Genomic DNA, 18270 nt, shown 5'->3' with positions numbered 1-18270 from the left:
CGTCATCTTTGGTTTTAACCTATAGTGATAACATAAGGTGAAAAAGCGAAAATGAGCGTAAAAACAAGAGATTATTGTTTTTTATGTGATTTGTGTCGCATATCGGCGACGCTTTTGTTGTGTGTGTATAACTGGTTAATATGGCGACCTGCTTCATAGACCCTTCGGGGCTTATGTATTTGGAGTAAAAGTGATGATGTTAAGAGAGCAAAAGAAAACCCGCTTAGGCGATTTGCTGTTAGACAGTAATGTTATTACTCAGCAGCAACTTGACGATGCGATTATTGCTCAAACACACACAGATAAACACCTGGGTGATATATTGGTTGAGATGAAACTGGTGTCTAGATGGCAGGTTTGGAAGTTATTAAAGCTCCAACGTCATTTGCGAAACACTATATTAACCTCAGTTCTGAGTTTATCTCCGCTTATGTTAACGGGGTGTGGCGGTGGTGGCGGAAGCTCTACCAGTAGCGCAGTCCAGCAAGTGGCGGCAGCAGAAGTGCAGGCAGAAGAAGAGGTCTTAATAGAAGAGCGCCGATCTGCAAAGCTATCTTGGTCTTTGCCCAGTTCTCGAGCCGATGGCAGTGACCTTGAGCTATATGAGATTGATACCTTTAGAATTTATCACACGACCGAGGATGGCAGTGTAGAAGAAGTTCTTGAAGTGGCTGGTGATGTTACAGAGCTTGATTTATCTGCTTTAGATGCAGGCATACACCTTTTTGCCATTACTGTTGTTGATAGTAACGGACTGGAAAGTGACTTTTCAGAAACTGTCACTAAAACGATTATTTAAGCATTCTATTCGCACACAAAATTAGACCTTTTTATGGATTGGGGTTCGCCTAACACCTCTGCCATCGTTTAAGCTGCGCCTTCTATTTTTTCTACTTACAAAAGATTTCTTGGATTAAGCCCTCCATTTTGTTTAAATCCCCCTCCTTTTTCTTACTATTTCAGGAGTGAATAGATGTCTTTTAGTCTCTTAGCCCTAATAGATGATATTGCGGCGATAATGGATGACGTCGCGATATTGTCAAAGGTTGCTGTTAAAAAAACGGCAGGTGTATTAGGTGATGACCTCGCGCTAAATGCAGAGCAAGTGTCTGGTGTTAAAGCTGATCGTGAATTACCGGTTGTATGGGCAGTTACCAAAGGTTCTTTTTTAAATAAGCTTATTTTAGTCCCCGCAGCATTGGCGATTAGTGCTTTTGCGCCGTCCCTAATTACCGTGCTGCTTGTTATTGGTGGCCTGTATTTGTGTTATGAGGGGTTTGAAAAAGTTGCGCATAAGCTTTTGCATAGTAAAAAAGACTTAACAGAACAACACCAAGCACATGTCAATGCGCTGCAAAAGCCTAACGTTGACCTTGTTGCCCTGGAAAAAGCAAAGATAAAAGGGGCTATTCGCACCGATTTTGTTTTATCCGCAGAAATTGTAGTGATTGTATTAGGTACGGTTCAAGAAGCAACGTTTGCCATGCAGGTAATGATTGTTTCTTCATTAGCGTTGCTTATTACGGTGGGGGTGTACGGGTTAGTTGCTGCGATCGTTAAACTCGATGACCTTGGCTTATATCTATTGCGTAAGTCAGTCTCAGGCTCTTATCGTTCTATCCAACGATTTATGGGGCGTTCTTTGCTGATATTTGCACCTAATATGATGAAAACACTGTCTATTGTCGGCACGATTGCTATGTTTTTGGTCGGGGGGGGAATATTAGTGCATAGTTTCCACTGGTTACATGAGCAGTCTGCAAATGTGGCCGCAATGGTCGCCTCAGGAGTGGGGTCGTACTCAACGGCTATTACGCCGATATTATTTGATGGCATAATCGGGATGATTGCGGGTGGGCTGGTATTGCTATTAATATCGGTGGCCAGTAAGGCTAGAGCGGTAGTTAAAAGCTAAGTTGTCAGGCCTGAGTAACGTACTATTCGGTCAAACGTTATATTACTGACCGAACAGTGCTTGTAAGCCTGCGCCCTCTTAGCCAACTATTGCCGAGAACTAATACTGTCCCTTACGTCTATTTTTCCGTTCTTCTTTTGCGGCTTTTTTAGCTTCTTTTTCTACCGCTAAATCAATTTGTTCCTTCTCCACCATGGCGGGTGTTTCGAGTGTTAGGCGCCCTAGGGTTCCATCTCTTAGCTCGTTGAGAATAATCTCAGATACTTTGTGAAGATTTATCTTTCCACCCGGCCTTAAACAGCCTCGCTTACGGCCAATGATTTCCATTAGCTCGAAATCGCTAGCGGGTAAAGACTCTAGTTGGTATCGCTCCATGACGGCTTCGGGGTAATCGGTTAGTAGAAACTCAGCGGCATAAGAGGCGACATCTTCATATTCAATGGCGGTATCTTTCACTGCGCCGGTTACCGCTAGACGATAGCCACAGCTTTCAGGTTCAAGCTTTGGCCATAAAAACCCTGGGGTATCTGACAGCACAATACCATTTTGCAGGTTTATTTTTTGTTGGCGCTTGGTGACAGCAGGTTCGTTACCCACCTTGGCTATCATTCGACCGGCGAGTGTATTGATAATGGTCGATTTACCCACGTTGGGTATGCCCATAATCAAGGTTCTGACCAAAAGTTCTGAATCGGCTTTATGAGGGAGCATCTGGCGGCATAGGTCTAATAGATTTTTAATCTGCCCCGGTTGCTCTGAGGTGGTAGGAATCGCCTTAACACCCTTGTTCTTCTCTAGATATTTTACCCACTCTTCGGTGCGCACAGGGTCAGCGAGATCACTTTTATTGAGTACTTTAATGCAGGGCTTATCCCCTCTTAGCGCGTCGGCTAAGGGGTTTTCGCTACTAAACGGGATGCGCGCATCAAGTACTTCTATAATGAGATCAATTTGCGGCATGATCTCTCGAATCTCTTTGCGGGCCTTGTGCATGTGGCCGGGGAACCAGTTGATCGCCATGAATGTCCTTAGAGTGAAGTGCTAAAGTCGCTAGTTTACCCGTTGCAGCGGCTATGCGGAACACCCTTTTGGCAGGGAGTGCTAAAAGGGGTTGATCGTCGCTTGATGACGAGAGACTTAAAGCGTAGCTTATACTATATAGTTTAAAACGATGATAAGGAGTGTACACCGTGTCTTTAGTCAAAGAGCAGTCAGTGCTGGTTATTATTGATGTGCAGGGTAAGTTAGCTAAGCTCATGTCGGGTAGCGAGGGTTTAATCGAAAGACTCGGGCTGTTGATAGACGGTGCTAAGTTGTTGAATATACCGATTATATGGTTAGAGCAACTACCCGATAAATTAGGGCCAACAGTTGAATCCCTTGGGTCTAAATTATCACCGGAACAACCTATCGCAAAATCAAGCTTTAGTGGCTATGGGAACGACGAGTTCCGCCAACGGCTCAATGATGAAGGCCGCAAACGTGTGATATTAGCAGGTATCGAAACGCATGTTTGCGTCTACCAAACCGCACAAGACTTACTGGAACACAAGTACGACGTTACCGTTGTCGCTGACGCTGTTTCTTCTAGAACTGAAGATAACAAGCAAATCGGCTTACAAATGATGACCCAGCGTGGCGCAAAGTTAAGCTGCGTTGAATCGGTACTGTTTGAGCTTCAACAGAAGGCAGAAGGTGATGTGTTTCGTGGGTTGATTAAATAAAACGAGCATATTTACCCTAAAGACTCGCCACCTATAGAGGCGGATTGGTATGTCCGCCTTTGTGTTAATACCGCGGTAACGAACGTAGTTAGCGCGTATCTTCCATTCGGCTAATCCAGTCTAGAGCTCGGTCAGTCGCATGATTCTTTTGTTTGATTGTTAATGTAGGAAGAAGCGCGTTCATCATACCTGCGATGTCTTGTTTGTTTTTATAGTAAGCGCTTGCATACTCCTTAGTCCATAAAATATCGGGCGACTCTATCCATTTTTGTAATTGTGCGGTATCTCTAGCTAGCGCTGCTGCTAATATCTTTTCTCGCCACTGGTTGTTATTATCGACTCTAATCTGGCGCTCATCAGGGTAAAGCTTTGTATAAGGCTTGATGGTTGTGATTTGTTGGTCGGATAAATGGCCAAACCACTTTTCGAGTTGCTCTATTCTTGCATCGGCCTTTGATTCATCGGACTCCGCATACTCAAACCATTCTTTTTGCTTCTCATTATTATATTGTCGATAGTGTTCGGCATTCGCCTCGGTGAGCGTCAGTGATAGCGTTTGCACAACGGGTACTAACTGAACTAAAAACGCCGAGATAAGCACGTCTGATGTGCTTTCCATATAGTGATAAGCCGCCTCTAACTTCCCATTGTTCCACAGTCTAAGGGTGTGGTTCAATTCATCAGTGACCTTCGGAAACCCTTCGTTTCTAAGCCATTCGCGCAACTCAATCGTCTTGGGTTTAATATGTTCTTCTTGTTCTGTACTGAGGTCGAACATACGGTCTAATTGCCAAACCATCAGCCAGTCGAGTCTTTCAAATAAAAAACCAAAGCCACTGCACCCAGACATTAACAAGGTGATGGTTAGGATTAAAATCTTCGCTGTTTTTGATGTTGGTGTAATGCGACTCATGGTACCAATATAGACTATCAATAGTGGAAGCGGTGATGGGTAGGCGATATCACTACTGATAATCATAGAAAATAATAAGATTTATACAAATGAATCTGTGATGCTTATCGCGTCCTGGTACAGATTTCTTGATTCCGCTTCGCTGCATCACGGCTACGGGGGGGGGCTGAGTGTGTGGTGTGGGTCTTTCAAGTTTGATCATCCCTTGAATATTGGCTACTTTAGAGCCATTAACTAACGTTTAAACGGATTAAAAAGGGTGTCTTATGAGTCAAACAGTGGTCGTTACGGGCGCGAATAAAGGGATAGGGTTTGAGTTTTGCGCTTACTACAAACAAAAAGGGTTGAACGTTATAGCCGTTTGTCGCAGTGCTTCTGAAGCGTTACAAGGGTTAGGGGTTGAGGTTGTTGAAGATGTTGATGTGTCGAGTGACCACGGCATTGATCGGCTGAAACTTGCAATAGGCGAGCGTTCGATTGATATCTTGATCAACAACGCGGGAATTTTTTCTAATCAATCGTTCAACGATATGGACTTCGAAGAAATATCTCGTCAGTTTGAGGTTAATGCCGTCGGCCCCTTAAAAGTGACTCACGCCTTAGATAATGCGTTGAAACGTGGCGCTAAGGTCGCATTAGTGACCAGCCGAATGGGCTCGATTTCAGATAACACCTCTGGAGCTTATTATGGTTACCGGATGTCGAAAGCCGCACTTAATGCCGCGGGAAAGTCATTGGCCAATGACTTAAAGCCTCGAGGGGTTGCAATCGCCATTCTTCATCCGGGTTTTGTACAGACCTCTATGGTGGGTTATGCGGGCGATATATCACCTGCCACAGCGGCAGAGCGATTGGCCCAGCGTATTACAGCGCTAACGATTGAAACGACGGGTACGTTTTGGCACTCCAATGGTGATGTGTTGCCTTGGTAGTGGTGATGTATGGGCTAATCGTAAAGTGCTGGCGGGCGGCTATCCGTCATAATTAAATCGAGTTTTTGCTGAGCCTGTCGTGGCTTTAATAGGTCATGTGGCTCCAGCATTTCGCACTCATCCCGCTGCATCTCATCAATAAGGCTAGGATAGTGGCGGCAGTCTTCGGGTCTGTCGCGGTATATGTCACAGCTATAACGTACTGAGTTTGTGCCTTGAGGTGGCTCTTCACGTAACCAAGGGCAACGGGTTAGCGGTTTTCCGGATTCGGGGTCAAACCAGATTTGGTTATTGCGCACATAACGATAGATATCCGGCCGGAATAGTTCCCACATCTCGATATCGTCTTTTGAGGCCGATAAGTCACCATCACCATATTTGATGCAGCATTTACCGCATGAGTTACATTCTTTCAATGGTGAAGGCTCATCAAGCGGTCGTCTCTAGTTGCTTAGCTTTTAATAACACCTTCACCATATCAGAATAGGTAATGATGCCTTGTAATGTATTGTTTTCGATGATGACGATGCCATCTATCCGGTTTTCTAACATGACGTGAGCCAGTTCGTAGAGGTCGGTGTCAGGCGTTGCTGATAGTAGTGTTCGACGACAAAAGACGTCTAAGGTGATTTCTTTGATTGGAATTTCGGTTTCTATTAAGTAGGGCAGAATGTTTTTTTCAGATAATAATCCTGCCAGCTGATGTTTCTCATCGATAATAACTAAGTGATTAATACTGTGATGCTGCATTAACTTTATTGCATCACTCAGTGAAGATGTAATAGGTGTGGTGATAACAGGCTTAGACATAATCGACCATGCAAAGGCCTGAAACATGTGGTCGGTTGGCTGATCACGTGTGGCTGAGTAAGCATTGGCGGCCAGTTGGCTTTCCCGTTGCTGCTCGGTGGGCTGATCATCGTCTGGGTTGATTCGCTCACGTTGTGAAGGTTGGGGGTAGTTTTCAGGGTTAGAGGTAATCTTTCGATGGGTTTTTTGAATTTCATCCAGCTCTTCAGGTGCAAGTATTTGCCGTATCCGAAACTTATCGGAAAGCGGTGTGACTATTCCACGAGAGGGTTCATGAACGAAAAATACCGACATCGATAACCTCTTTTAGACAGAATACATTCTAATCTGTGCGTCTAATAGACGACAGGCCTTCGCATAATATAAACCGTTACAGATGCGCCGATAGTCCCCAATAATAAAACGGCCCATAGCTTAGCAATTAGTAACATTGAGAGAATCATACTAACCCACATAAAGAAGATGATTCTGTTTCTCACTCTCACCGGAAGCCCATCTCCGTTAGTCCACGTTTCAATAATAGGCCCCAGTTTGGGGTGGGCGATAAGCCAATTATGAAAGAAAGGTGAAGAACGACTAAAACACCAAGCGCCCAACAAAATAAAGGGAGTGGTAGGTAGTAGAGGGAGAAAAATACCAACCACGCCCAACACAACGCTGACCCAGCCGATAAACATAACAAGATAACGTGTAGAGCCCATCACCCAGTGCCTCTTAACCCAGATAGTAAACTACTTATTACCCCTCATCATAGCATAGGGCTATTCAATTCGCATTTCATTGGTCGTGCTCTTCAGCTGTTTGATGAGGTTCTTGCGCTTCAAGGCAGGAGCTACGATAATAACGGCCTTTTTATTGACCCTTTCCTGAGGAAATACGCATGATCATAGATAAAAACAAGGTCGTCAGCTTTCATTATCGGCTAGCTGAAGAGGGAGGAAAGGAGATAGAGAGCTCTCATGATGGCGACCCTATGTTGTTTCTGAAAGGCCACAATAATATTGTTGCAGGTTTAGAAAACGCAATGGAAGGCAAACAGGTCGGTGATACATTCTCAGTGACTGTGCCACCGTCTGAAGGCTATGGCGAACGTAACGAAGGCAACCAGCAGCGGATTCCGATTAAGCATTTGCATGGAGACAAGAAGTCGAAGTCTAAGATTCGTGCCGGCATGGTTGTGTCAGTTGAAACCGAAGACGGGCCGCGTCAGGTTACGGTGGTAAAAGCCGGTAAGTTTAACGTTGATGTTGATAGCAACCACCCGTTGGCGGGCCGCACATTAGTATTTGATGTTGAGATTGTTGACGTGCGTGAGGCAACCGCTGAAGAAGCATCTCATGGCCATGCGCACGGTGTTGGAGGTCATCAGCACTAATTGGTGCCTATTCAGAGACACCGTAATTGTATCCTCTTGTCATCCTCGCGAAGGCGGGGACTTAGGTTTTAGCATCGCTTCAAGACATGGATTCCCGCCCACCCAAGGACGCGCGCTCTTGCTTCGCAATTCATCTGGTTTGCGGGAATGACAGCCTTTTAATGATGTTAAGCATCAGTGAATAAACCGTTTATCAGAGATCCATTTTCTTGATAGGTTTGATAATATCGGTCAATCCATGAATATGGACTTCTAAAGAAAGTTTGAGTAAGTGCCCTAACTGCCCCTCAGGAAACCCCTTTTTTGCAAACCAAAGCAGATACTCTTCAGGCAAATCAATCAATACTCGACCGCTATACTTGCCGAAAGGCATCTTCACCTTTGCTAATTTGACGAGATCTTGTTTATCAAACATTATTTAGCAGCGAGTGCCGGTTGATCAAACTTGATACCGTCCCAGCCAGCGTTCATAAATGTTCTAATGTTTGCGTGATCTGTCCCATTTGGGTGCTTTAATACATCGTCACGATAATACTTGCCGAAGCATGCAAGCATCTCTTCGTCAGATAATTGATTAATCAACCCGAATGCAAACAACTTGCAAGAGCCCTCGTTGGTACCTGCTTCGTTGACGATATCACCATTGGTAAAACGTGTGGGCTGGTAGTCGTAATTTTCTGCAATAACGGCAATAACCTGATCAAATTCAACGGTTTTAGGTGTGTTTTCCAGTTGTTCTATTAGTTGGCTTTCTGTCATAGTGGTACCTCAAACGTGTTGTTTTGATTCGAATATTAATATCTTCAACGCTAATGGCGCGAGTGTAGCTTGGCGATGTTAGGTTGAATAAACACTAAAATCAATACAGTCGATGACCGATATAGAGTGAGCTGATGAAACCTATTGCTGAATCTTGCCTAAGAAATCAACAACCTATTGCTGAAGTGCTCAGTGGTGTGTTGAATAATGTGAAGGCTGTTTTAGAGTTAGGGAGCGGCACAGGGCAGCATGGTGTGTACTTAGCCCAACGTTTCCCCCATTTAACATGGCAGCCGAGCGACTTAAAAGAATGCTTGCCAGGTATGAGGCAGTGGTGGCAAGACGCGGCGCTAGGCAATTTGTGTGAGCCCATTGAGCTCGATGTAACGAGTGAAAATTGGCCAACGACCCTGACTTATGATGCCATTTTTACCGCTAATACGCTTCATTTTGTGAGCTGGCGTATTGCTGAAGCCTTGTTAGTCGGTGCCGCAAACATATTACCGTTAGACGGTATCCTCTGTATTTATGGGCCATTTAATGAAAATGGGCAGTACACCGGAGAAGGGAATCGGCAGTTTGATCAGTGGTTAAAAGCAAGAGATCCAGAAAGCGGCATTAAAGAGATAGAAAGGGTTGAAGACCTATTGGCTAATTTTGGCCTAGCACTAAAAAGCCGGCATCAGATGCCGGCTAATAATCTTATGCTAGTGTTTCAGTAGTAGGTTAGACCTCTAGAATTGGTAACGTACACCAATAGCAGCATCTAAGCCAAACTCAAACTCTTGCACTATTTCTAGCTCGGGTATGACTTGCACGTAAGCATCCCATCCTTTTGCAAAGTTTAGATCTAGGCCCACAGGTGAGCGTAAGCCAAAGTCATCATCTCCTCTCCAGTCGATGTAACCACCTCCCGCAATATACCAATGCAGCGGGATTTCAGCTTCTATTTTTTCTCTCACAATAATGTAGTCTACTGCGAGACCATCATTGCCAATAAAACCATTAAACTTGCCTAGTTGACCGGTCAGACCAAACCCTTTGTCATGGCCAAAGCCTAACTTTGCACCACTTAATGGGTTCTCTTCAGCATGAGCTATTGTGCTCGAGGATAGCGCGAAAACGGCGCTGAGTATAACGGGTTTAATATGTCGCATGTTTGTGAAACGTCCTTTATTTGATACTGTGTTTCGGTTGATGCTACGCTACAGTAACTAACGCTTACATCGCTTCTTCTTCATCATTTAGCTTTTGTTGTATCTGCTGAATATAAGGCTTGATAGCGGCTTTATCGGCAGGCGAAGAATTAGCCATTGATTTTGCCATGTCGATAGATGATTGAATCATGTTCATCGCCATCGCTTTTTGCTCTTCAGAAATATGGGGGTTGTTTTTGATTTGATCGAGATGGGCTTGTATTTCGCCGCCGGCGTACCCTTTATCGATTTCCAGTGACATCATTGCCTTCACAATTCGAATTTGAATATCAGCGAACTGCTCTAGTGAGTCAAACCCACCCTTTTGGACGACATCTTCAGCTTCGTCATAAACGTTGGCAGCTTTTAGTTGATTGAGCATTCCGTCTACGGTAAATGAATCTTCAGCGTCGTCTGATGAGTCATCTTGTAATACCTCAACGCTATCGGACCACGCCTGAATACTGTCGATTGAGCTGAGCCATTTTTCAATAGCCTGCTTGGTGAGGGGTTGCTCGGCATGTACTGCTGACGCTATGAAAAGCGTAATGGCAATGGCGAACGATTTTAAAATAGTTGAAGGGGTAAATACTGACATAAGAATCTCCTTTTCTCTCTTATCGGTGTGGTCACCCCACCTTAATCGTGACGTGACCGTGATAGTTTTTGTGGTATCTGTCGCTGTTTATTTTAGTCGTTCATTCCACAACAGCCAGTAGGCTAATTTCAAATACTAACGCGCTATCGCCTGGAATTACTGGAGGTGAGCCAGCCTCACCGTAGCCAATATTGGACGGTACTGCGATACGCCACTTGCTACCCACAGGCATCATCTGTAAGGCCTCCGACCAGCCAGGAATAACTTCATTCAAGGCAAACTCAGCGGGTTCATTACGCGTGACGGAACTATCAAACACTTGTCCGTTGATAAATGAACCGTGGTAATGAGTGCGTACAACCGAATTAGCAATAGGCGTGGGGCCGGTTCCTGCTTCGAGTATCTCATACTGAAGACCTGATGCAGTGACCTTAACGCCTTCACGCTTAGCGTTTTCTTCAAGAAACTGTTGATTGAGCGTCTTAAGGTTTTTGGCGTGCTCTGCTTTTGCCTGCTTCATTTTGTCTTTGACGGCATCGTATGCTTTATCTAACTCTTTATCGTTGAGTAAGCTGGGTTGGCCTTCGTAACATTGCTTGATTGCCGTCATCACAGCATTGATGTCGAGCCCTTCAAAATTGTTCTTATGAAGCTGCCGACCAAACTGCCAACCGAATCCGTAACTGACTTTTTGTTCGTAACTGTCTAGCTTAATGTCACTCTTATCGGTCATGCGATTGTCTCTCGTATAGTTCTAGTGGGCATATTCTAACACCGCTTTTCTCATCTGCATAAGCCGCATTTATGGTTTGTTGGCAGACAGTGTGCCTCCCCCAAATGGGCGATACCTTTGTTTTGGCAGGCTCCATAGAATGGATCGTTCAAATGCGCAATTTGACTACTTTAAATAAAAATAAAATATGGAGACAGGAATGCGTAAACTCATGCTCACAGCGGTGTGCCTATCCCTTGCGATGGTTGCATCAAACTCCCACGCCTGGTGGGGATATACTAAAACTAAATACCCAATTGTACTGGTTCATGGGGTCACAGGGTTTGATACTCTGGGTGGTTTAGTGAATTATTTTCATAAAGTACCCTATAACTTAGAGCGCGATGGCGCAAAAGTTTATACCGTTAGCGTTTCGTTCGTAAATTCAAGTGAAGCACGCGGAGAACAGTTGGCTAACTTTATCTCAGGTTTAGGCGAAAGTAAGGTTAACTTGATGGCGCATAGTCAGGGCGCTCCTACTTCGCGGGTTGCTGCTTCGATTATACCGAATAAAATAGCCTCTATTACCTCTATAAATGGCGTCAACTATGGTTCTAAAGTAGCGGATGTTATTCGCAATGTTATTCCGCCGGGTTCATCTGTTGAGGGGGGTGCAAATGCCATAGCCAATGCCTTTGGAAACATCGTTGGCGCGCTATCATCGAGTAATAACCCACAAGACGGTATTGCAGCACTAGAAACGCTGACTACTAGCGGAACAATAGCGCTTAATAATGCACTTGGTTGGAAAGGCGTAAACCCAACCTACTGTCAGGCTTCTTCAGAAAACGTCTCAATTAATGGTAATAACATCAAAATGTATTCTTGGAGTGGTAAAACCCCTTGGACCAATGTATTAGATCCCGCAGATGCTTTTTTGTTGATTACTTCAAATGCATTTGATTCTGGCGAAGATAATGATGGTTTAGTCGCGTCATGTGCAACCAAAATGGGTAAGGTTATTAGTACCCGCTATCAGTTAAATCATGTCGATGCTATCAATCACTTGTTTGGTGTTCGCTCTGTTTGGACGAACCCAATTTCATTGTATAGAAGTCAGGCCAATCGTCTTAAGAATCAAGGGCTTTAGACCATAAGGATAAAGGCTCTAGGCAGAGGGCGTTAGCGCGCTCTGCCTTTTTAATCAAAAAGCACCGACATAAAACAATAATAGAGTGAGTCTAATGAACAATAAACAATGGGCAAAAGTGCTAGGCTTTATTGGTGCATCATCGTTGGTTGTGGCCGTTTTAAGTGTGCAATATAGCGGTTCGAAGGTCGGTGCGATACCCTCGTCCGTTGGTTTGACCTCAGTTCAGCCAGATCAAGCCGCTATAACTTTGGGGCGTCAAGCAAGTCTGAGTGACAACAGCCAACCGCTGAACGTTGACATTGAAATACAGCCCATTGCAACCCCTAGGCAATTGCCTAATGCCTTTGCGCCCTCCTTAGAAGGTACAGACATTGACGGCCAGTTAAAGCTTGATGCCGCAGGTAATCTGGTGGTTGATTTAGAGGTTAAGGACTTCTTTGATTATTTTTTGAATACCGTGGGAGAAGTGACCCCTGATGTAGCGGTTGCTGAGATGCAGCAAGTGGCGGCTAGCTATTTGCCTCCGTCAGCGGTTGATCAAGCCATGAAGCTACTGGGAGAGTACCTCGCTTACAAAAGCCAAGCAGTGGAATTGATGGCCCAACCCATGTTGCCGATCGAGCAGCAAACCAAGCAATATCAGATAGACATGCTAGAAATGACCTTTCAAACCCTCAAGTCGATTCGCCGTGAAACCATGAGTGAAGAAGCAGTTACGGCTTTTTTTACTCTAGAAGAAGCCTATGGTGAATATACGTTAGCTACCATTAGGGTGCAAAATGATGAAACATTATCGGTTGATGAAAAGCTCGCCCTCACTCAGTTTTATCGTGAACAACTTCCAGCGATTGTGCGTAAAACAGAAGAAACAGTACTGGCAGATGCTGATAAGCATCAAGTGATTCATCAGGCCATAACATCAGGCAATGAAGAGACGTTAAGGCAGCAGTTGGCGGATGACGGTTATGATGAAGACGTGGCAGCTGAAATAGTCGCATTTCAAAGCCAGCAGCGTTTATTCGATCAGCGTTACCAAGCCTATCTTTTAGAAAAACGACAGTTGGTGAGTGCAGGCTTGACCGATGAAGATCAAACGTACCAATTAGGGTTATTAAGAGCGCGCTATTTCAGCAATGAAAAAGAGCTGACTCAAGCAAAAGTGAGAGATTTGAAGCATCAATCTTGATAATGTTGTACTGAGTTCAAAGGCTCTGCTTATTTAGGGTGATTTTATTCGTGGGTTGATTTATGTTTGAGCAAACAAGTTATGTCCATTATGCTCAAACATAAGAAATGTGCCCGTATGTCTCGCTGGATAAAAGGTCTCAATGAAGAACAGATAACGCGGGATCTTGCGCTAGGATTCCGTCAATTAAGATTTTCCTCTTCTTTAGAAAACGTCTACCAGCAGTATTTTTATCAGTGGTTAACAAAGCGGGCTCGTCCTATCGGCTGGTTCAGCCTTGCCATATTTCTATCATATTCACTGTTAGATTATCGGCTATTCCCTGACTTTGTTTCGCAGTGGACGATTAGTATCCGTCTTTTTCTGATCTGCCCGTTAATTCTCATCTTAATATGGTTAAGTTACCAACCGCTTAAGCCACGTTTGTTCTTTGCCTATTATGGCGTGAGTTACTTTTTGTCGGGGTTGGCTATTGTCGCCATTATTATGAGTGCCCGATTTCAGCAAGTTTATATGCCTTATGATGGTTTGCTGCTAGTAATGATGTACGGTTACTTTGTCATGAAAGTCCCATTTTATTCAGCTATTGCTGCGTCATGGCTGATATTTTTGACCTATCTTATTGTAGGGGGATTGGCAGGTATTCCTCAACAAGAGCTGATCTATAACAGTTCTTTTCTGATCACGGCCAATATTATTGGTGGCGTCGGGAGCTATCTTCAGGAGCATTCACAAAGGACACATTTTTTGGGGCAGTTACTGCTAGAGTTTGCACATGAAACCGCCGAGATAAAAAGCGAACAGAAAACCAAGCTGATTGCGACCGCAAGTCATGAATTAAGGCAGCCGCTTCATGCAATGAATCTGTTGGCAGAAAACCTTTCGGGCGAGCTAGGCAATTCACAGCAGCAAGACACGATGTCGAGGTTACAGCTATCGATTCTCCAGTTGCAAGACCTACTGGGCTCATTGTTTGATATTTCTAGACTCAGTATTGGTGTCATTAAACCCCGAAAAAAAGAAGTTGATTGTAGTGAGCTAATTAATTCTTTAGTGACAGAATATCGACCTCGTTGCGACGCTAGCGGGATTATTTTGACCGCAAACCTCCCGCAACACTTATTTGCCAACACAGACCCATTGCTACTCACTCGCATCCTTAGAAACCTATTAGAAAACGCCCTTAAGCATAGCCAAGCAACAGAGCTTGCGGTTACGTTAAATAAAGTGCGCGATGCTGACCAGCAAGATGCTATTGAGATTAACGTGATCGATAATGGCGTAGGCATTGAACAGCAAGACCAAGAAGATGCATTCAAAGAGTTTAATTCATTAGCGCGTCATGGTGGCGGGTTAGGCGTTGGCTTGGCTGTGGTTAAACAGCTGACAGCCATGCAGGGCATTTCATTGACGTTAATATCCTCGAAAAATACAGGCTGCCAGTTTAGATTGTTGCTGCCCGTTGGGAGACCGCTTAGGTTACTTAGAAATGACGAAATACGAGACAAAGACCTATTCGTCCGAGCCGCTAAGTGTGAAAATGAGAAGATTAAACAGCTAACCATAGTCGATGACGACCGTGAAATTCTAGCGTCAATGGCGCATCTAATAACGGGTTGGCACTATCAAGTAAGCCTGTTCGACTCCCCTTCACGGCTCTTGAACGCAGTGCAAGCCGAGACCCCTGACGCGATAATCGTCGATTACCAATTCTTAAATGACCCAGATACAAATGGTGTTGAACTCATTCAGCGATTGCGTCAGCACTATGGTCGGGAGGTGCCTGCTCTATTGCTGTCTGCTAACACCGAGTTGGACTTAGACGCAGCCGTTAGCGGCAATACCGTAGTGGCATACAAGCCATTAAAACCGGCCAAACTGAAGCTTATTTTGAGCCATTTAACAGCCAAGCCTAATTAAGCCTCCTTACTTTAACCGAGAAAACCCAGCTTGGCCGCTTTTTGCACACACTCTGTCCGATTATGCACCTCTAGTAACTGAAACAGTGTTTTGAGGTGGGTTTTTACCGTATGTTCAGTCAATTCTAAGCGTTGGCATATTCGTTTATTGGGCAAGCCCTCCGCTAGCAGCTCAAGCACCTCTAATTGACGAGGCGTAAGCGTGCACTGCGTCGCCAGTGTTGGTTGGTTTTGTTGGGGGGGATGATAAAAATCAGGCAGGCATTCTTCTCCTGCTAACACGCGTTCAATAGCTGACACAATAGCAGCGCTATTATTAGCTTTACTAATAAAACCAGACGCGCCTGCAGAGATGGCGGCTCTTACATCAGACTGATCTTCTGAGGCAGATATAATGGCTACGGGAATAAATATTCTTTTAAGTTGAAGATAGCGCAATAACGTAAGCCCTTGGCCATCGGGTAAATGAAGGTCTAGTAAGATAAGGTCATAGTCAGCTGATTGTGTTAAAGCCGCTTTTGCAGCTTGCGCACTACCCACTGACTGTAAATAGATGTGTGAGGGCATTTTTTGCAATGCCAACGTTAACCCCTCCAAAAATAGAGGGTGATCTTCAACGATAAGAAAACGCACCGATGCTGTTTGCAGCATAGTATTGTTCGTATTCATAATGGTCTCTGATTATTTTTATTTTTTTAGTACGTACTGCGTAATATGAGCGGTCTGAGCTTTGCAATGTTTAGACAGTCGTATCAAGTATATACCGATCAATAATAATAAAGTGTGATTGTGGTCGGTTTTGCGTAGACACATGGCGTCGCTACAGGGAGTAGATGAAGGGGGTTTGTGATAGATTTTGGTTTTAGGGGCGGCAGCTTTTAGTGCATAAGCTATTATTTACAATATAACGAGAAATTCGGCTAATGCTAAGCCAAGCATCAGTTAGATAGAGCCTTATAAAGAATAAAGAGATAGGACATGCGAAAGATAATACGAGTAAATATGAGGTGTTCGTTATTAGTCTTATTGACTGCTAGCGTGAGTTGGGTAGAAGCAACTGAGAAAGAATCAGAAGAGCAGGTACTCACGGCTTTAGAAGAAGAGATTCGTTGGTTGCAAGAGGAGTCTTATGTCACAACGGCAACTAAAACGTTAGAGAATATTAGAAAAAGCGGCGCAACAGTTTCGGTGATTACGGCCTCTGAACTAAAAAATATGGGGGCTAGAAACCTGATGGATGCCCTGAAGCGGTTGCCCGGCATCGGCGTTAGCCAGTTTAATATGGGGATTTCTTCGGTTGAGGTTAGAGGAGTAAAAACTAACTTTTCCGAAAAAGTACTGTATCTAATTAACGGCCACCCTACGAATAATAATCTGGTTAATGGCGGTGGACAGACTTCTTACAACAATTTTATTGTAGATGATATTGAGCGGGTTGAAGTGGTTAGAGGGCCTGGCTCTGCCTTGTATGGGGCTAATGCGTTTGTTGCGGTGATAAACATCATCACTAAAGATGCGTCTGATATTAACGGGACCGAATTAACCGTGGGTGCCGGTAGCGATGAAACTCACAAACTGAATGTGCAGTTTGGAGATACGTTTGATCAGTTAGACGTCTCAGTCAACCTAAATGTTTTAGATACGGACGGTATAAACGGGCATGTTGAATCAGACGCTATTGGGCAATCGGGCACCACCGATTTCTGGCAACAACGTTATGAGTTAGGCTTTCAGCTGGGGTACGGCGACTATTCACTGCAAGGCAAATATTTGAAGCGGCAAAGTGGTTCTTATTTAGGTGCTAATAATGTTTTGAATGATGGAACAGAGCAGGAATATGTCGATTACTTTTTTGAACTAGGCTACCGGCGAGCACTCTCAAGTCAACTTACATTTATAAGCAAGTTGTATTTTGATCACTTCCAGTTTGATAACCTGTGGGAAATTGTGCCCAAAGGGTATACTGATACTAGCGGATTCACTTACCCCGATGGTTTGTTTTTAAGAAGCCCGATTAAGCATGATAAAACAGGCGTGGATGCTCAACTTGAATTTCAACTAAATAGCCAACACAAGCTACTTGGTGGTGTCACGGCGGAACATCAAAGTCAGTATAATGTAGAGCTTTGGACTAATTTCGGGTCTGGTCCGATGAAAGATATATCTTCGACGACTAACTGGAATGGCAGCCATAATCGAGATATTTATGCCGCTTATGTACAAGATATTTGGGATATGGGTGAGAACTTGAGGCTCATTGCGGGCGCGCGTTACGACCATTACAGTGACTTTGGTAGTTCATTTAACCCGCGCTTGAGCTTTACTTGGGGCTTTATCGAACATTATAATTTTATTGCCACCTATGGCTCAGCGTTTAGGGCGCCCACTTTTGGTGAGCTATACAATATAAACAACCCCTCTATCATCGGGAACCCTGATGTTGAGCCTGAGGAAATAGAAACCTTTGAATTAGGCATTAATGGCGACATCACTAAACGCACTAGCTTACGGGCAACATGGTTTAGAAATGATATTACTAATTTGATTGGACCCACACCTACGCCCTCGGGAGCTGCAGTGAGCGAGTCGGGTAATGTTGGTCGGTTAAGGGTTGATGGTATCGAGTTTGAAATATCATCAAGGCTTAGAGATGGTTCAAGCGTAGCGCTCAATTATACTTATCAACATCCGTTTAATCAGGTGACTAATGAGCGTGCGCCAGAGGTGCCACTGCATAAGGCTAACGCATCGTTTAACTATCGCCACTCAAAGCATCTTGACGGTTTTGTCGGGTTGTTATATCGAGGTAGCTTAAGTCGGGATAGTGCGGATATGCGAAGTGATGTCCCCGATTTAGTTACCTTAGATCTGGCTGTTACTTGGAAGAATTACATCGAAGGGTTAGAGCTTCAAGCATCTGTTTATAACTTAGCCGACACCACCTACTCTGATCCATCGCCATCTGGCTCAATGCTTTCAGATTACCCTAAACCCGGTAGAAGCTTAATGGTTGAGTTAAGCTATAAACTCTAAAATAGTTGGGTTATCCGCTGTCTATATTGTAGGAGTGTCACCTTG

At 44.3% G+C, this 18270-nt stretch carries 21 protein-coding genes; 10 read left to right on the top strand and 11 right to left on the bottom strand.

Annotated features, from left to right (window positions below; translation table 11 throughout):
• The first annotated feature begins 190 nt into the window (after positions 1-190).
• Positions 191-799 carry a hypothetical protein gene (locus tag NKI27_RS18770; protein WP_265047541.1) on the top strand — a complete coding sequence of 203 codons (609 nt, stop codon included), beginning with the start codon at positions 191-193 and terminating at the stop codon, positions 797-799.
• A 174-nt stretch (positions 800-973) separates the two neighbouring features.
• A complete protein-coding gene (locus NKI27_RS18765) occupies positions 974-1915 on the top strand; it encodes a DUF808 domain-containing protein (protein WP_265047540.1) in 942 nt (313 codons plus the stop codon).
• A 99-nt stretch (positions 1916-2014) separates the two neighbouring features.
• Here NKI27_RS18765 and ylqF read toward each other — a convergent pair whose 3' ends face one another.
• A complete protein-coding gene (gene ylqF, locus NKI27_RS18760; RefSeq protein ID WP_265047539.1) occupies positions 2015-2935 on the bottom strand; it encodes a ribosome biogenesis GTPase YlqF in 921 nt (306 codons plus the stop codon).
• A gap of 170 nt (positions 2936-3105) precedes the next feature.
• Between ylqF and NKI27_RS18755 the strand changes: the two genes are divergently transcribed.
• A complete protein-coding gene (locus NKI27_RS18755; RefSeq protein WP_265047538.1) occupies positions 3106-3639 on the top strand; it encodes a hydrolase in 534 nt (177 codons plus the stop codon).
• 88 nt (positions 3640-3727) lie between these two features.
• On the opposite strand, the gene NKI27_RS18750 is transcribed toward NKI27_RS18755, so the two are convergent.
• Positions 3728-4618, bottom strand: coding sequence for a DUF6279 family lipoprotein (locus NKI27_RS18750; protein WP_265047537.1), 891 nt, complete (start codon positions 4616-4618; stop codon positions 3728-3730).
• Between the two features lie 200 nt (positions 4619-4818).
• Between NKI27_RS18750 and NKI27_RS18745 the strand changes: the two genes are divergently transcribed.
• Complete coding sequence (locus NKI27_RS18745; RefSeq protein ID WP_265047536.1) at positions 4819-5484, top strand: SDR family oxidoreductase; 666 nt, start codon at positions 4819-4821, stop codon at positions 5482-5484.
• Between the two features lie 14 nt (positions 5485-5498).
• On the opposite strand, the gene NKI27_RS18740 is transcribed toward NKI27_RS18745, so the two are convergent.
• From NKI27_RS18740 to NKI27_RS18730, 3 genes are read right to left on the bottom strand one after another with little or no spacing between them, the layout of a single operon-like run.
• The gene (locus NKI27_RS18740) at positions 5499-5900 is read right to left on the bottom strand and encodes a YkgJ family cysteine cluster protein (RefSeq protein ID WP_265047535.1); all 402 of its coding nucleotides are present in this window, start codon (positions 5898-5900) and stop codon (positions 5499-5501) included.
• A gap of 13 nt (positions 5901-5913) precedes the next feature.
• Positions 5914-6588 (bottom strand): CBS domain-containing protein, encoded by a 675-nt coding sequence (locus NKI27_RS18735; RefSeq protein WP_265047534.1) that lies wholly within the window; start codon positions 6586-6588, stop codon positions 5914-5916.
• A 41-nt stretch (positions 6589-6629) separates the two neighbouring features.
• Positions 6630-6995 carry a YbaN family protein gene (locus NKI27_RS18730; protein ID WP_265049556.1) on the bottom strand — a complete coding sequence of 122 codons (366 nt, stop codon included), beginning with the start codon at positions 6993-6995 and terminating at the stop codon, positions 6630-6632.
• A 179-nt stretch (positions 6996-7174) separates the two neighbouring features.
• Here NKI27_RS18730 and NKI27_RS18725 point away from each other — a divergent pair, with 179 nt between their 5' ends.
• Positions 7175-7669 carry an FKBP-type peptidyl-prolyl cis-trans isomerase gene (locus NKI27_RS18725; RefSeq protein WP_265047533.1) on the top strand — a complete coding sequence of 165 codons (495 nt, stop codon included), beginning with the start codon at positions 7175-7177 and terminating at the stop codon, positions 7667-7669.
• 193 nt (positions 7670-7862) lie between these two features.
• Here NKI27_RS18725 and NKI27_RS18720 read toward each other — a convergent pair whose 3' ends face one another.
• A complete protein-coding gene (locus NKI27_RS18720) occupies positions 7863-8084 on the bottom strand; it encodes a DUF3820 family protein (RefSeq protein WP_265047532.1) in 222 nt (73 codons plus the stop codon).
• The gene (locus tag NKI27_RS18715) at positions 8084-8428 is read right to left on the bottom strand and encodes a HopJ type III effector protein (protein WP_265047531.1); all 345 of its coding nucleotides are present in this window, start codon (positions 8426-8428) and stop codon (positions 8084-8086) included. The genes NKI27_RS18720 and NKI27_RS18715 overlap by 1 nt, the downstream gene beginning before the upstream one ends.
• A 134-nt stretch (positions 8429-8562) precedes the next feature.
• Here NKI27_RS18715 and NKI27_RS18710 point away from each other — a divergent pair, with 134 nt between their 5' ends.
• The gene (locus NKI27_RS18710) at positions 8563-9150 is read left to right on the top strand and encodes a class I SAM-dependent methyltransferase (RefSeq protein WP_265047530.1); all 588 of its coding nucleotides are present in this window, start codon (positions 8563-8565) and stop codon (positions 9148-9150) included.
• Between the two features lie 12 nt (positions 9151-9162).
• Here NKI27_RS18710 and NKI27_RS18705 read toward each other — a convergent pair whose 3' ends face one another.
• From NKI27_RS18705 to NKI27_RS18695, 3 genes are all read right to left on the bottom strand, one after another.
• Positions 9163-9585: a hypothetical protein gene (locus tag NKI27_RS18705; RefSeq protein ID WP_265047529.1), complete on the bottom strand. Its 423-nt coding sequence runs from the start codon at positions 9583-9585 to the stop codon at positions 9163-9165.
• Positions 9586-9649: 64 nt separating this feature from the next.
• Positions 9650-10222: a hypothetical protein gene (locus tag NKI27_RS18700; protein ID WP_265047528.1), complete on the bottom strand. Its 573-nt coding sequence runs from the start codon at positions 10220-10222 to the stop codon at positions 9650-9652.
• A gap of 100 nt (positions 10223-10322) precedes the next feature.
• Entirely contained in the window at positions 10323-10955 is a 633-nt protein-coding gene (locus tag NKI27_RS18695; protein WP_265047527.1) for an FKBP-type peptidyl-prolyl cis-trans isomerase, read from the bottom strand.
• 199 nt (positions 10956-11154) lie between these two features.
• Here NKI27_RS18695 and NKI27_RS18690 point away from each other — a divergent pair, with 199 nt between their 5' ends.
• The 3 genes from NKI27_RS18690 to NKI27_RS18680 all read left to right on the top strand — a co-directional run bounded on the left by NKI27_RS18690 (position 11155) and on the right by NKI27_RS18680 (position 15193).
• Positions 11155-12084 (top strand): esterase/lipase family protein, encoded by a 930-nt coding sequence (locus NKI27_RS18690; RefSeq protein ID WP_265047526.1) that lies wholly within the window; start codon positions 11155-11157, stop codon positions 12082-12084.
• 94 nt (positions 12085-12178) lie between these two features.
• Positions 12179-13273 carry a lipase secretion chaperone gene (locus NKI27_RS18685; protein WP_265047525.1) on the top strand — a complete coding sequence of 365 codons (1095 nt, stop codon included), beginning with the start codon at positions 12179-12181 and terminating at the stop codon, positions 13271-13273.
• A 117-nt stretch (positions 13274-13390) separates the two neighbouring features.
• A complete protein-coding gene (locus NKI27_RS18680) occupies positions 13391-15193 on the top strand; it encodes an ATP-binding response regulator (protein ID WP_265047524.1) in 1803 nt (600 codons plus the stop codon).
• A gap of 11 nt (positions 15194-15204) precedes the next feature.
• On the opposite strand, the gene NKI27_RS18675 is transcribed toward NKI27_RS18680, so the two are convergent.
• Positions 15205-15861 (bottom strand): response regulator, encoded by a 657-nt coding sequence (locus NKI27_RS18675; RefSeq protein ID WP_265047523.1) that lies wholly within the window; start codon positions 15859-15861, stop codon positions 15205-15207.
• 309 nt (positions 15862-16170) lie between these two features.
• On the opposite strand from NKI27_RS18675, the gene NKI27_RS18670 reads away from it, so the two are divergent.
• Complete coding sequence (locus NKI27_RS18670; protein WP_265047522.1) at positions 16171-18225, top strand: TonB-dependent receptor plug domain-containing protein; 2055 nt, start codon at positions 16171-16173, stop codon at positions 18223-18225.
• Positions 18226-18270 lie beyond the last annotated feature (45 nt).

The sequence above is a fragment of the Alkalimarinus alittae genome (genome assembly GCF_026016465.1).
Lineage (GTDB): Bacteria > Pseudomonadota > Gammaproteobacteria > Pseudomonadales > Oleiphilaceae > Alkalimarinus > Alkalimarinus alittae.
This window is presented reverse-complemented; position numbering and strand designations above follow the sequence as displayed.